General features: G+C 35.4%; 11 protein-coding genes. 3 read left to right on the top strand and 8 right to left on the bottom strand.

Features of this window, described 5'->3' with window-relative positions:
* The first annotated feature begins 44 nt into the window (after positions 1 to 44).
* On the top strand, positions 45 to 1,508 hold the full coding sequence (locus tag G3A46_RS10960) for a magnesium chelatase (RefSeq protein ID WP_165149866.1): 1,464 nt from the start codon (positions 45 to 47) through the stop codon (positions 1,506 to 1,508).
* 62 nt (positions 1,509 to 1,570) lie between these two features.
* On the opposite strand, the gene G3A46_RS10955 is transcribed toward G3A46_RS10960, so the two are convergent.
* Entirely contained in the window at positions 1,571 to 1,948 is a 378-nt protein-coding gene (locus G3A46_RS10955; protein WP_139855699.1) for a LysM peptidoglycan-binding domain-containing protein, read from the bottom strand.
* 189 nt (positions 1,949 to 2,137) lie between these two features.
* Between G3A46_RS10955 and G3A46_RS10950 the strand changes: the two genes are divergently transcribed.
* A complete protein-coding gene (locus G3A46_RS10950; protein WP_165149746.1) occupies positions 2,138 to 2,770 on the top strand; it encodes a fasciclin domain-containing protein in 633 nt (210 codons plus the stop codon).
* Positions 2,771 to 2,984: 214 nt separating this feature from the next.
* On the opposite strand, the gene G3A46_RS10945 is transcribed toward G3A46_RS10950, so the two are convergent.
* The 3 genes from G3A46_RS10945 to G3A46_RS10935 all read right to left on the bottom strand — a co-directional run bounded on the left by G3A46_RS10945 (position 2,985) and on the right by G3A46_RS10935 (position 9,070).
* On the bottom strand, positions 2,985 to 6,275 hold the full coding sequence (locus G3A46_RS10945) for an amidohydrolase family protein (RefSeq protein ID WP_165149744.1): 3,291 nt from the start codon (positions 6,273 to 6,275) through the stop codon (positions 2,985 to 2,987).
* Positions 6,276 to 6,319: 44 nt separating this feature from the next.
* The gene (locus G3A46_RS10940; RefSeq protein ID WP_165149742.1) at positions 6,320 to 7,942 is read right to left on the bottom strand and encodes a M1 family metallopeptidase; all 1,623 of its coding nucleotides are present in this window, start codon (positions 7,940 to 7,942) and stop codon (positions 6,320 to 6,322) included.
* 261 nt (positions 7,943 to 8,203) lie between these two features.
* Positions 8,204 to 9,070: a hypothetical protein gene (locus tag G3A46_RS10935; RefSeq protein WP_165149741.1), complete on the bottom strand. Its 867-nt coding sequence runs from the start codon at positions 9,068 to 9,070 to the stop codon at positions 8,204 to 8,206.
* 206 nt (positions 9,071 to 9,276) lie between these two features.
* On the opposite strand from G3A46_RS10935, the gene G3A46_RS10930 reads away from it, so the two are divergent.
* A complete protein-coding gene (locus G3A46_RS10930; protein ID WP_165149740.1) occupies positions 9,277 to 10,425 on the top strand; it encodes a cysteine desulfurase family protein in 1,149 nt (382 codons plus the stop codon).
* Between the two features lie 757 nt (positions 10,426 to 11,182).
* Here the strand turns inward: G3A46_RS10930 and acs are convergent.
* The 4 genes from acs to G3A46_RS10910 all read right to left on the bottom strand — a co-directional run bounded on the left by acs (position 11,183) and on the right by G3A46_RS10910 (position 15,161).
* Positions 11,183 to 13,090: an acetate--CoA ligase gene (gene acs / locus G3A46_RS10925; protein ID WP_139855693.1), complete on the bottom strand. Its 1,908-nt coding sequence runs from the start codon at positions 13,088 to 13,090 to the stop codon at positions 11,183 to 11,185.
* A gap of 209 nt (positions 13,091 to 13,299) precedes the next feature.
* Entirely contained in the window at positions 13,300 to 13,713 is a 414-nt protein-coding gene (locus tag G3A46_RS10920) for a DUF6691 family protein (RefSeq protein WP_165149739.1), read from the bottom strand.
* A gap of 3 nt (positions 13,714 to 13,716) precedes the next feature.
* Positions 13,717 to 14,274: a YeeE/YedE thiosulfate transporter family protein gene (locus G3A46_RS10915; RefSeq protein WP_165149738.1), complete on the bottom strand. Its 558-nt coding sequence runs from the start codon at positions 14,272 to 14,274 to the stop codon at positions 13,717 to 13,719.
* 299 nt (positions 14,275 to 14,573) lie between these two features.
* Positions 14,574 to 15,161, bottom strand: coding sequence for a hypothetical protein (locus G3A46_RS10910; protein ID WP_165149737.1), 588 nt, complete (start codon positions 15,159 to 15,161; stop codon positions 14,574 to 14,576).
* Positions 15,162 to 15,212 lie beyond the last annotated feature (51 nt).

Genomic DNA, 15,212 nt, shown 5'->3' with positions numbered 1-15,212 from the left:
ATCACCTAGGTGGTTTAAAAATTTAAGAAAGAAAAGATATGAATATAGATATTACTAAAATAAAGACATTAGGCGACCTTCAAAAGTCAGGTTACGAATCAAAACCTGTAAAGGAAGAACTACGCAGGAACCTTCTTCAAAAAATTATGAAGAAAGAAAGTCCGTTTGTAGGAATTCACGGATATGAATTAACAGTAATTCCAGCTTTGGAAAGAGCCATACTTTCTAAGCACAATATTAATCTTCTCGGATTACGCGGACAAGCAAAAACGCGGTTAGCACGACAGATGGTTGGGCTATTAGACGAGTATATACCTATTGTGGAAGGTAGCGAAGTAAATGACGATCCTTATAGCCCTATATCTCGTTATGCTAAAAATTTAATTAAAGAAGAAGGGGATAATACTCCTATAAGTTGGTTGCATCGAGATAATCGTTTTTTTGAAAAACTTGCCACACCTGATGTTACTGTAGCTGATATTATTGGCGATGTGGATCCAATTAAAGCGGCCAATTTAAAACTAAACTATGCAGATGATCGTGTAATTCATTTTGGGATGATACCGCGAAGTAATCGATGCATATTCGTAATTAATGAATTGCCAGATTTGCAACCGCGAATTCAAGTGGCATTGTTTAATATTCTTCAAGAAGGAGATGTTCAAATTAGAGGTTTTGCCTTGCGATTACCATTAGATATACAATTTGTATTTACTGCAAATCCAGAAGATTATACCAACCGTGGTAGTATTGTTACACCATTAAAAGATAGAATTGGGTCGCAAATTCTCACTCATTACCCAGAAAGCATAGAAACAGCTCGTGCTATTACTGAGCAAGAGACCGACCAAGCTACAAAAGAAAAATCTGGTGTTTATGTTCCCGATTTGGCAAAAGATGTTTTAGAACAAATTAGTTTTGAAGCACGAGAAAATGATTATATAGACGTTAAAAGTGGTGTAAGCGCTAGATTGAGTATTACAGCGTTCGAAAACTTATTGAGCACCGCGGAGAGAAGAGCATTACATAACGGAGTGCAGAAAACTTCTGTTAGGTTAGGTGACTTCGTAGGAATTATCCCTGCAATTACAGGTAAGATTGAATTGGTGTACGAAGGAGAACAAGAAGGAGTAAATCAAGTTGCACAGCAGTTAATAGTTGATGCAGTTGACACAACTTTTAAAGAGCGTTTTCCAAAAATTGAGAAACTTACCAAAGAAGGAGATGACGATCCGTATTCTGAAATTGTATCTTGGTTTTTTGAAGAAAGTGATTTTGAACTATTGGACTCTTATTCCGATGAAGAATATAGAATGGAACTTGATAGGATAACTCCTTTACAGGAATTAATAGAAAAATATCAGCCTGATACTTTAAAAGAGGATATTTACTTTTTAAAAGAAGTAATACTGTGGGGACTAGCAGCCAATAATAAGCTAAGTAAATTTAGTATTGGTAACGGACTTCATTTTAAAGATGTTTATGGTGGTTATATAAGTGGACTATAGCTTATAAATAAAAAAGGCTGTCAAAATTTTGACAGCCTTTTTTTATAAATTCTTACAGAATATTAAATGTTCGGGATCACCAACTCATCACCAGGATGAATAAGATCTGCAGACTTTAACTTACCTTTATTAGCTTCAAAGATAGCGTTGTATTTGTTTGCATCACCATAGTATTTCTTAGCAATCTTACTTAAAGATTCGCCGCTTTGTACAGTGTGATGTGCAAAAACAGAACTATCCGCAACTTTAATGTCAGCCATAATGTCTGTAGGGTTTTCACCACCAACTCGCTTAATTTCATCCCAAATTAAGTTTTTGTCGTATTGAGTCTTTGCAGTACCCCAAACTTTAAGTTGACCATTTTCTTCTTTTACATCACCCTCTTGGATGTTAAGTTTTTCTCCTAAATCCAGAACACTCTGGTATTTTGACTTAATCATTTTTTATAGTTTTAGTGTTAATTTTTATAAAGATACAATTTTACCCAAAATTAAATTTAACATTTAGAAAAATTTAAGACAAAAGTGTAACTATTTCATTCTCAGTTAAATTTAACTAAATGTTAATGATAATTGGTAAAAACTTCACAGTTTGAACGATACCTTTGATACAAACTAAAAAACACTACTATGAAGTTTAAACAAATTGTATTATCAATTGCAGCCGTAGGAATTCTATTCGTTGGTTGTAATGATTCGAAAAAGAAAGAAGCTGAGGCACAAGCTCAGGCGGAAGAATTGAGAATGGAACGTGAAGCCGACTCTATATTGAAGTTAGAAGAAGAGAAAATGGCTAGGATGGAAGATATGGAAGCTAATTCTATTTCGGCTAAAGCAATGGGTAACGACAACTTATCTACTTTAGTTAGTGCTCTTCAAACTGCAGATTTAGCCGATACCTTTAAAAATGAAGGCGAATACACAGTTTTTGCACCAACAAATGATGCCTTTAGCAAAGTTCCAAAAGCAACTTTAGATAATTTGATGAAACCTGAAAACAAGGAAAAATTACAAAGTTTGCTTAAGTATCACGTGCTTCAAGGAAAGTTGCCTTCAGTTGATGTTTTAGCGAAAATTAAAGATGCTAATAACAAATTGGATGTTACTACCTTAAATGGAGAGATTCTTACTTTATCTGAAAAGAATGGTAAAGTAATTATTAAAGATGCTAAAGGAAATGTTGCTACTGTTACAAATGTAGATATCGATGCCTCCAACGGAGTGGTTCATACTTTAGATAAAGTATTGATGCCAAAAATGTAAATCATCCTATTTTCTATTATTAAAAACCTCTGAAAAGAGGTTTTTTTTATTTCTATTCTTTTCCTAAATAAGCCCAAGCATATAAATCCTCCTTAGAATTTATGGTGTGTGAAACACTATCTTTTACTAGGTTGTTTTTAGGAGTAATAAAATAGGGTTGGAATATATTAATTAAAAAAGGTCAGTAAATTTAGTTTACTGACCTTTTCGATTTTTAATGACAAGTACAACCGCCATCCATAAATCCTTGGGTTTCTTGATGCCAAGGGAATGCTTGATTGTAACCATCTAACTCCCAGAAAAAAGGTAGGCGCTCCTTAGGATTGTTACCTATTTCATTCATAGTTTCAGTATCGTACAATCTACCATTTACCATAACCATATTTATAGATAAGGTGTTTTCGATATCTTCTAATGGGTTTTTATCCATCACGATTAAATCTGCTAGTTTACCAACTTTTAATGAGCCAATATCTTCACCTGCACCAATATATTCAGCAGAGTTAATAGTAGCGGCTTTTAAAGTTTCAAGATTGCTAAGTCCACCTTGATTAATCATCCAGGTTTCCCAATGTGCCCCAAGACCTTGTAATTGACCGTGAGCCCCCATATTTACTTTTACGCCTGCTTCACTTAAATCTTTTACCGTTTCAGAAACTAAAATATGCCCGTTTTGGTACTCTTCCTGTGGAACTTTAATTCTATGACGAGAACGACTGTCTATAACGCCACGCGGAGTAAAGTTGAGTAGTTTTTCGTTTTCCCAAACATTGTCTCTTTCATAAAAATAAATTTCTCCATTCATCCCACCATAATTTACAATAAGAGTAGGAGTGTAGCCAGTATTGCTTCTGCTCCAAACTTCTCTAATATCTTTATAAATAGGTGCAATAGGAATGTTGTGTTCAATTCCGGTGTGTCCGTCAATAACTTGCGTTATGTTGTGATAAAATGTTGAACCTCCTTCAGGCACCACGTTAATTCCCATTTCACGCGCTGCTTGTAAAACTTGCTGACGTTGATCGCGACGTGGTTGGTTGTAACTCTTTACACTTTTAGCACCAAAGGCTTTTGTACGGCGAATACTGCTTCTAGCATCTTCTAAATTGTTTATCACAGCTTTAAAATCGCCATCACCACCGTATAAAATAAATCCAGTAGAATATAATCTCGGCCCTACCAATTGGCCACTCTTTTGAAGTTCAGATAGTGTAAATACCGTTTCTGTATTGGCCGAAGGGTCATGTGCTGTAGTTACACCAAAGGCTAAATTGGCCATAAACGACCATTTTTGTTGCGTAGGCAATCCATAGCGGAAAGCACCAACGTGAGCGTGTGCATCTACCATTCCTGGCATAATAGTTTTTCCTTCAGCAGCATAAATCTTTGTACCTGATGGAATAGAAACTTTATCTGCAGCTCCTACAGCTTCAATTTTATTGCCATTAATTAATATAGTTCCGTTTTCAATTACCTTATCGCCCTCCATTGTGATGATTCTTGCATTTGTGAATGCAATTCTACCATTAGGAATATCTACTGGAGCTTCTAAGTTAATTTTGGTTCCGGTTAATGTTACCTCTGGTAATTCATCTGGTGAACCTGGTAAAAAGGTAAATCTGTTTTTTAATTCATTACTAAAGTATTCATCTCCAAGTGTCCACATTACATTCTTACTGTTTGCTGACCAATGTATGTTGATTCCAGCATCTTTTGCAAGTTGTGAAACAGGTAATGCTTTTGTCTTGTCGTCTAAGTCAATTGTTTGTCCGTTAAGCAATAAAGGCGCAACATATAACTTATGAAGATTTGTAAAAGCAACCCATTTATTGTCTGGACTTGGAACTAATCTATTTGCATATTTTGAGGTAATGTGTGTTTTTTCTTCGTTTCCATTAAGGTTTACGCTAATTAATTTCTTCTCAATGCTCCCAAAATATGTGCCGCCAGTTTGTAAGAAAATACGTTTTCCATCTGCGCTAAACATTGGGTAATCACCTTTGTCGGTTACAAAAGTTTCATTACCTCCATTAGCATTCATTATATAAATCCCTTCTTTCTTTGTATAAGTAAAACCTTGATCGGTATTTCCACTTTCTTTTTTAAAGATAATTTGTGTTCCGTTAGAAGAGAAAGAAGGCATTCGGTAAATTCCTTTGTTTGAAGTAAGTTTTACAGGATTTCCGCCGTTTACTGAAATCTTGTAAATAGCTCCTTTATCAACGTCGTTCCAAGTAACGTAAATTATTTCAGTACCATTAGGAGAGAATGTAGGTTCGAATTCAAAATTGGTACTGTTTGTTAAACGTTGAGGTTTTCCGTTAGGTAATTCTTTTTTGTATAAATGCCCTAAAGCACTAAAAACAATATGTTTTCCATCCGGTGAAGTAACCGTATGACGGATCATTTTTGGGGTGAACTTTTCAGTTTCAATTCTATTGTCAAAATGAACAGTTTCGGCTAAATCTATTTTTACATTAGCTGTAAAAGGGATGTTTGTAACTTCCAATGAGTTAACATCAATCTTATTAATTTTTCCACCACTCCAAAAGATGATTTCGTTATTATTTGGCATCCAATTAAAGTTTGGATAGACTCCAAAAATCGCCCAAGCTTCTTGCTGATCTTTGTTCAAATTGTCATAGATAGGAAACTCTTCTCCTGTTTCTAGGTTGTGGATAAATAAAACACTTTTGGTGCGCACTCTTTTTACAAAAGCTAATTTCTTACCATCAGGAGAAACTGTTGGTCTTGCTGCTCCACCAGGTCCTCCTGTAATAGTTTCGGTTTCTCCGGTTTCAAACTCGTAGCGTTTTATAACATAAATCTGACTGTTTGGATCTTTGTTATATTGAAAATATCCGCCAGGGTACACATCTTCACTGTAGTATAAATACTTTCCATCTGAAGAAACGAAGGGTTCGTTTACGTCTTGTTGGTCATTTTTTCTTTTGGTAAGCTGAATACCGGAGCCTCCTGTTTTGTGGTATTGCCACATCTCTCCAGCTCCTAAACTTCTTCCTGATGTAAAATGTTTTCTAGCAATTAAATAATTGCCATCTGCACTCCAAACGGCATTGTTAAGTAGTCTAAAATCTTCTTTGGTAACTTGTTTAGCATCGCTGCCATCAACATTCATCATCCAAATATTATCACCACCACCTGCATCGCTGGTAAATGAAATTTTTGTCCCATCTGGACTAAATCTTGGCTGAATTTCAAAAGGAATTCCAGTTCTAATAGCTTTGGCTGTACCTCCAGTAATTGGCAGAGTGTAAATATCGCCAACCATATCAAAAACTATGGTTTGCCCGTCGGGGCTAACATCAAGGTTCATCCAAGTTCCTTCATCGGTAGTAAAGGAATGTGTTTTGTAGTTAAAATCTTTACCAGGATTTGCAACTTCCCATTTTGTTTCTGATTTTTCACTGTCTTTTTTCTTTTTTTTCTGTGCTGTAAGCGTTAGTGAAATCGTAAAAATGAGGAGTGTTGAAAGTAGTTTCATATTCAATGTTTATAAATTTCGGTGTAATTATAATTGGGTGTACGTTATTCTATTTCTTCAGTAATAACATAAAAATCTTTTTTAATTTCAGCAGTTTCAATGGATGATGAAAATTCTTTTGTTTTCCATTCCGAAGTAGGTTCTATCCATTCTTCTTTTCCATTAATTATAGCAATTACAGGCATCTTAAAGTTTTTAAGGATGTGGGTATAGCGAAATTTCAACTTGTTGTCTTCAACCTTATATTCCACCTTAGGAATCATTGTTGTTCTTAGGTATTGGTTAAAAAACACATTGAGATCTAAGCCACTTTTCTGCATTATATAATCTTCAACCTGTTTGCTGCTCACAGTTTGATGATAAAAATCTTTATTCAAACCGATTAAAATTTGTCGCCACTTTTCATCATTATCAATTAGTTGTCTAATGGTGTGAAGCATATTTGCACCTTTGTAATACTTATCGCTGCTACCTGAATGGCTAACATTATAATTTCCAATTATTGGAATATCATTTAAAATACTACGGCGAAGTCCAACAACATATTCTGAAGATGCTTTTTTTCCAAAGTGATAATCGAGATAGATATTTTCAGAATAGCAGGTAAATCCTTCATGAACCCACATATCTGCCACATCATTATTAGTGATATTATTTGCAAACCATTCGTGACCACTTTCGTGAATTATTATAAAATCAAATTTCATTCCCCAACCCGATCTAGATAAGTCGCGGCCTAAATATCCGTTTTCAAACTGATTGCCGTAGGTAACACTACTTTGATGTTCCATTCCTAAATATGGTGCTTCCACAAGCTTGTATCCATCTTCGTAAAAAGGGTAGGGGCCAAACCAGTGTTCAAACGCTTCCATCATCATTGGGGCTTGTTTGAATTGTTCTTTGGCTTTTTCTTCATTTTCTCTAAGCACGTAGTAATCCATGTCTAAAGTTCCATTTAAACCTTGATACTTTTCACTCCAATGTACATAATCGCCAATATTTATGTTTACTCCGTAAGCATTGATAGGATTTACAACCTCCCAAACCCAAGTTTTTGTGGTGTCATTTTCAATTACTTTAATAAGTCGTCCGTTGCTTACATCCATTAAATGTTTTGGTGCCGTAACCGAAATTGTCATGCCGTTATCAGGCTCTTCGGAAGGGTGATCTTTTAACGGCCACCAAACACTTGCCCCAATTCCTTGGTTAGCAGTGGCGATAAAGTCGTTGCCATTGCTGTCCTTTGTCCAAGTAAAACCACCATCCCAAGGAGCACGTCGAGCTACAGTTGGTTTTCCAGAAAAGTAAACAGTGATTTTATTCTGCTTACCTTTTTTCTGTTTCTTTTTCAGTATTAAAAAATGCGCATTTTCTTCTGAAGTGAATGAAATCTCTTCATTGTTTTGAAGAATTTTGTCAATTTTCATCGGAGCCTGCAAGTCGATTTGCATAATGTTGTTGCGCTCTAAAACTTCATAAGTTATGGTATTACTACCTTCAATAGATTTTTCTGAAGGATTTACGGAAACTTTTAAATCGTAATGTGTAACATTCCACCAAACTCTTTCAGGAGTAATGCTACCTCGAAGAGTATCTGCACGTGAGAATTCTTGTGCAATGGAAACAAAATTAATGCTTAGGAATAGTAGAAAGAAAAGATTTTTCATTGAGGAGAAATTTTTGTCTAAAAATACCAAAAAAAAGACTTGAAGCTATTAGAAATACTGAAAAGTAGCTGAGTTTTATAAAAGAGAAATTATTCAGTTAGTTCAATTGAAACATTCGGTTTTGCTATAAAAAAAACTCAAGCTGTCTGAAACTTTAAGGCAAAAGGATTCATTTCAAGACTGTAATACTGAAGAATCTTCTTTTTATTTAGCCTCCGAAATAAGGCAATTAAACTTTCAATTAAAAATTGATTTCCTAATTTATTTCTCTTCAGCAACTATGGCTATTTTTTTACCATTCGGACTAATTGCCATTCTAGTTATATTTTTTATTCCGTAGTCTTCAAGTGATGCTACACGATTCCATTCTGGTTCACCCAGAGTGTCGTACATATACAGTTTATTACCGCTACCAACAAGTATTTGGGTGTCATTAATCCATACGTAATCTTGAATACCAATAGGCAGTTCACTAACAAAATAACTTCCTAAAATATTCATTTCTAGCATATAAATATCAAGGTTTCCTTCATCGTTTACCAATGAATAGCTCATATAGTCCGATTTCGGAATTCTTTGAAGCGTTCTTCCTGCGTTTCGAAATAAAGTATCAACAGCTTTAGTTGTTAAGTTAATCATCACTAAATCCAATTTGTCATCAGCTAAAACAGTGGCAAGAATTAATTCGTCATTGTAAAATGAGAAATATGCTACTTCTAAATCTTCTATAATTTCTGAAGATTTTCCCGTTTCTGAATCATATCTATAAAGTCGTTGTTTCCCGTCTTTATCCAGTCTTACAGCTGCAATATCATTGCTAGAAGGAAATTTTTGCGGTGAATATTCGCCGCCCTCGGTTTCTTGATTAACCCAAGTTTTAATTTTTGAATTTAAATTGTATTCTGAAATATCTGTTTGTCCATTGTTATTTCCAGCAAAGACTAAAGTTTCATTTGAAATAAATGACGGCTGGTTGTCGTACCCTTCATTATTTGAAACATTACGAGCATTTAGCAGTTCCATACCTGAATAAGAAGGTGAAATGTCGAATATATAGACCTCAGTGTTTTGTTGAGCGAAACTTAATTGAAGGGTAAATAAAGTGAGGAGGAAAAGAATCTTTTTCATAGTAAATCATTTTTCTTCAAAAATAGCAAACTCTACGCCATATTCTAGAAGAAGTAATATTTTACAAAACTTATGACTCGTTTTTTCTTTTCGAGTTAATAAGCTTGAAAACTGTTTAAATATGTACTTTTGCAATCTGAAAATAATAAATAGGATTTTAGATAATTCCCACTTGTTTAAATGCCATTATTTTAAATAATTTCTAAATGAAAAAAGTATATTTCGATAGCGCCGCAACTACTCAGCTTAGAGATGAAGTGATTGACTGTATTAGTGAAGTTTTAAAAACCGAATACGGAAATCCCTCATCAACTCATTCATACGGTAGATCTTCAAAGTCGTTGTTAGAAAATGCTAGAAAAGAAATTGCTAAGCTGTTGAATGTTTCTGCAAGCGAAATTATTTTTACTTCTGGGGGTACTGAAGCTGATAATTTAATATTAAACGGTGCTGTTCGTGATCTTGGTGTTAAGCGCGTAATTTCTAGTAGAATTGAACATCACGCTGTTTTACACACTTTAGAGTGGCTTCAAGAAAAGTACGGGATTAAAATAAAATTCGTGAACTTGGACCATTGCGGACATGTAGATTACGAGCATTTAGAAAAGTTATTATCAGATACATCCGAAAAAACGTTAGTGAGCTTAATGCACGTTAATAATGAGGTTGGTAATCTTCTTGATTTAAAAAAGACGGCTGAGCTTTGTAAAAAATACGATACACTTTTCCATAGTGATACAGTACAATCTGTAGGGCATTTTGAACTTGATTTTAAAGAAATTCCAGTTGATTTTGCTGCTGCTGCTGCACATAAATTCCACGGACCTAAAGGAGCTGGTTTTGCTTTTGTAAGAAAAAACTCAGGGTTAAAGCCATTAATTCACGGTGGTTCTCAGGAAAGAGGACTCAGAGCAGGAACTGAAGCTGTTTATGCAATTGCAGGAATGGCTGAAGCATTAAAATTATCTTATCACAAATTAGAAAAGGAACGCAAATATATTAGCGAACTAAAGCAATACTTTAAAACACAACTTTCAGACAATATTCAGGGAGTAAAGTTTAACGGAGATTGCGATAATGACGAGCGCAGTACATATACCTTACTAAATGTATGTCTTCCTATTACCTCTGAAAAAGCGATGCTGCTTTTGTTTCAATTAGATTTAAAAGGAATTGCTTGTTCCAAAGGAAGCGCTTGCCAAAGTGGTAGCGAAGGCGGATCACACGTTCTAAGCGCCATTCTTTCAGACGACGACCTTGCAAAACCATCAATTCGTTTTTCATTTTCTTCTTTCAATAAAAAAGAAGAAGTGGATTATGTAGTTGAAGTTTTAAAGGAGTTTATCGAGGAATAAATTTAGATTTCAAATCCCAAATCCCAAATCTCGCACCCCGAGCGGAGCCTAAGGATAGCTATGTTTTCAAAACACAAAATCTCTTTCCATTTGTCAGTCTGAGCCTGTCGAAGACAATAGTTGGAAATTCCAAATTCAAATTCCAAATCTCGCATCCCGAGCGGAGTAGAGGGGAAACAATGCTTCCCAAAATTAGTGGGTATTGGTTGCTTATTTTGTTAAAGAATCTTGTCAGTCTGAGCCTGTCGAAGACAATAATTGGAAATTCCAAAATTCAAATTCCAAATCCCGAACCCGAGCGGAGCCTGGGGATAACTATGTTTTCAAAACACAAAATCTCTTTCCATTTGTCGGTCTGAGCTTGTCGAAGACAATGGTTGGAAACTCAAATCCCAAATTCCAAATCCCTTACCCCGAGCGGAGTCGAAGGGAAACAATGCTACCCATAATTCGTGGGTATTGGTTGCTTATTTTGTTAAATAACCTTGTCAGTCTTAGCCTGTCGAAGACAATGGTTGGAAATTCCAAATCCCAAATTCCAAATCCCCTACCCCGAGTGGATCCTAGGGATAGCCATGTTTTCAAAACACAAAATCTCTTTCCATTTGTCAGTCTTAGCCTGTCGAAGACAATAGTTGGAAATTCCAAAATTCAAATTCCAAATCCCGCATCCCGAGCGGAGCCGAAGGAAAATAATGATTTTTAAATTTCACTTCCAACTTCCAACTTCCAATATCCAACTTCCAATATCGTCCATCTATAGCGCCTCCTTCATAATCTCTTCAACAATTTCAGGATTTAGTAGGGTAGAAATATCTCCAAGGTTAGAAGTGTCTTTTTCAGCTATCTTTCTCAAAATACGACGCATAATTTTCCCGCTTCTAGTTTTAGGTAAGCCAGAAACAAATTGAATTTTATCCAATTTTGCAATGGGTCCAATGTGTTCTGTGATAATCTGATTTATCTCTTTGCGCAAATTGTCGTGCATACGGCTCTCTCCAGTTTCCTTCAGAATCACATAACCGTATAGTGCATTTCCTTTGATGCTGTGAGGAAAGCCTACAATTGCACTCTCAGATACTGCTGGGTGCTCGTTTATCGAATCTTCAATAGGAGCTGTTCCTAGATTATGACCAGAAACAATAATTACATCATCAACACGTCCTGTTATTCTGTAATAACCTGTACTATCACGAAGTGCACCATCTCCAGAGAAGTACATGTCTTTATAAGCCGAAAAGTAGGTGTCGCGATATCGCTCGTGATTATTCCATATCGTTCTTGCCATGGCAGGCCAAGGGAACTTTATGCATAATTTTCCACTAACAGAATTTCCTTTAAGCTCCTCTCCATTTTCACCCATTAATGCAGGTTGAATTCCTGGTAGCGGCAAGGTTGCATACGTTGGAATGGTAGGAGTGGAGTAGGGAATTGGAGAAATCATAATTCCACCAGTTTCGGTTTGCCACCAAGTGTCTACTATTGGGCAGTTTTTCTTCCCAATATTATCGTTGTACCAATGCCAAGCTTCTTCATTAATAGGTTCGCCAACACTACCTAAAATCTTAAGTGATGAAAGATCGTATTTTTCTGAAAAATCTGTTTTTTCTTTTGCTAAGGCGCGAATTGCCGTTGGTGCGGTGTAAAACTGAGTCACTTTGTGCTTTTCTACAACATTCCAAAAACGTCCAAAATCTGGATAGGAGGGAACACCTTCAAACATTAAGGTTGTGGCTCCGTTTGCTAAGGGGCCATAAACTATATAACTGTGGCCGGTTATCCAGCCAATATCCGCAGTACACCAAAAAACATCGTTCTCTCGGTATTGGAACACGTTTTTAAAACTATGGGCGGTATAAACCATATATCCAGCAATAGTGTGAACCATTCCTTTTGGTTTTCCTGTACTTCCAGATGTGTACAAAATAAATAATGGATCTTCTGCATCCATAATTACAGGTACGCATTCATTCATTGCAGCGTCTAATAAAGGTTGTAACCACTTATCGCGATTTTCCTTCATCGGGATATCAGAATTTGTTCGTTTTGCTACTAAAACAGTTTTTACACCTGGACAACTTTCTAAAGCGTCATCAACAATTCCTTTTAAGTCTATTGTTTTATTTCCACGGAATGAACCATCACTAGTTATAACCATCTTACAATCGGAATCGTTAATTCTGCTAGATAAAGCAGAGGCAGAAAACCCTGCAAAAACCACAGAGTGTATCGCTCCAATTCGCGCACATGCCAATAAGGAAATTGCCAAATCAGGTATCATTGGTAGGTATATACAAACGCGATCTCCTTTTTGAATCCCGTGGTTTTGCAAAACATTGGCAAACCTACAAACCCTATCGTGAAGTTGGCGATAGCTTATGTGCTCTGCCATTTCATCGGGATTGTTTGGTTCAAAAATGATAGCTGTTTTATTGGCGTGTGTATATAAATGCCTGTCAATACAGTTTTCAGTAATATTTAGTTTTGCCCCTTTATACCAAGAGAATTCCGATTTTGAAAGGTCGTATTCTAGTACTTTATCCCATCGCTTACGCCACAAAAAGTTTTCTTCGGCTATTTCCTCCCAAAAGCTTTCTGGGTCACGAACAGATTTTCTGTAAACTTGAAAATATTCTTCTAAATTCTTTATGTGGTAATTACTCATTGCAAAACGGTTTTTATGGGAAGTGAATTTTCTAAAATTAAGACAGATTTTAATAAGCCTTAATAGACTATAGCCTTTCAAATATATTTACATTTTCAGAATATTTAAATTAGAAATCAAAAAAATATGGAAATAACTATTTACAAAAACTAAAAATCCCGCTAGCAAATTTTTGTAGCGGGATTTTCAAATTATGAATAAAATCGAAATTAATGAGGAAGTTTGTTTTTTACTAAACCATAAAGAAAGGTTCCTAATAGTGCTCCGAGGATAACTATTAAAATAGGAAAATATCCTGCTCCGGCTAAAACGTACATTGGTCCTGGACAAGCGCCAGACAGTGCCCATCCTAAACCGAAAATTATACCACCAATCATATAACGGCTAAAACCTTTATCTTTTGGCTGTAATCTCATTTCACTTCCATCTATGGGTTTTATGTTCTTTCTTTTAATTAGCTGAACACCTATTATTCCAATGGCTAAAGCAGAGCCCATAATTCCATACATATGAAAACTACCAAACTGGAACATTTCATAGATTCGAAACCAAGATGCAGCTTCAGATTTAAACATTATAATTCCGAAGAATATACCTACTATTAAATATGTGATGTATCTCATTTTCTAAAATATTAAAGGGTAAATAAGGTGAATCATAACTAGGCCACCAATAAAAAATCCAACTACTGCAATCAAAGAAGGAAGTTGTAAATTACTTAGTCCCGAAATTGCATGACCAGAAGTACAGCCGCCTGCATATCTAGCGCCAAAGCCTACTAGTAAACCACCTATTAGTAAAATCAAAATGTTTTTTGGCTGAGAAATATTCTCCATACTGAAAATTTCAGTTGGCAAATACGCTTCGTTTGCGGAAGTGATGTTATAGTCATCAGCTAACTGTTGTGCGACTTCAGGATTTATGGTAACAATATTATCGCTCATAAAATTAGAAGCTATAAAACCCCCAATTAAGGCGCCTAATACAACCATTAAATTCCAACGTTGGGTCCTCCAATCGAATTTAAAAAAGTCTGCTGCTTTGCCAGCTCCTAAGGCTGAGCAGGCTGTACGTAGGTTTGATGACATTCCAAATTGCTTTCCTAAGTACAAAAGCACAAACATTACAAGCGCAATTAAAGGTCCGCCTATATACCAAGGCCAAGGATCATAAAACAAATTCATAGTTAATTATTTTTGTGCAAATTTAAGTATGATTAACCAAACAGACTGTAACCTAGATTACATTCCAATGGGTAATTAAAAAGAAAAGAGAAAAATTTAATTTTCATTTGAGGTTAACTAGCTAAAGAAGAGTAGTGTATAGCCTTTTTAAAAATTGAATAATATGAAATAAAAAATTAATAATTTAAAGTTATTGGAGTGTTTGAGAGTAAATTGGAAGGTATAAATAGCAAAAGGTAGTGTTTTGTATTAAAACAGAACACCACCTTTTTTAATAGATCTAAATATAACTATCCTAATTATTTTCTAGCAGGCGAAATCATAATATGGGAACGATGAGTGCCAGCATCCATTAACCAAGGCATTCCTGGAGCTTGTGGTTTAGTTGGTAAGCCAGTACTTTCACCCGTCATATAAGGTTTGTAAAGTACATATCGAATTCTGCTATTTTCAATTTCACCAGTTTCAATATTAAGGTCTTTTTCTTCAGCAGCCAAAACATAAACCATTGAAGGTTCTTCGGGCATTTTTAGCGTTCCAGCTTCAATTTCTTTTTTTCGAACTTCTTGCTTTTCAGGATTAGATTTTCCTTCAGCCTCTAATTCTCTTCCTCTTGCCATAAATGGTTCTAATTCGGCGCCATAGCAGGCTACGCTTATTCCTTCTTTGTTTGGATCGTCTGCTAAACAAATCAATGTATTTGTGCCTTCACGAAGTGTCACTAGTTTTCCTTCGGCGTTATAACCAAGTACTGTAGCAGCATCGCGATACATTTCAGGTGCCGCTAGAACAGCAGTCTTTATCTGAATGTCGGCTGGCAGAATTTTAGATTGGGGAAATGCTGAAAAAGCAAAAGTAAATGCAATAACAACGAGTAATTTTTTCATAATCAAGCTTTTTAAAATTAAAGTTTAAGATACGAAAAATATAGGAATGGG

The sequence above is a fragment of the Aequorivita sp. KMM 9714 genome (assembly GCF_011065475.1).
GTDB classification, from domain to species: Bacteria; Bacteroidota; Bacteroidia; order Flavobacteriales; family Flavobacteriaceae; genus Aequorivita; species Aequorivita sinensis.
The sequence above is the reverse complement of the archived record's forward strand: the minus strand, read 5'-3'. Positions and strand labels throughout refer to the sequence as shown.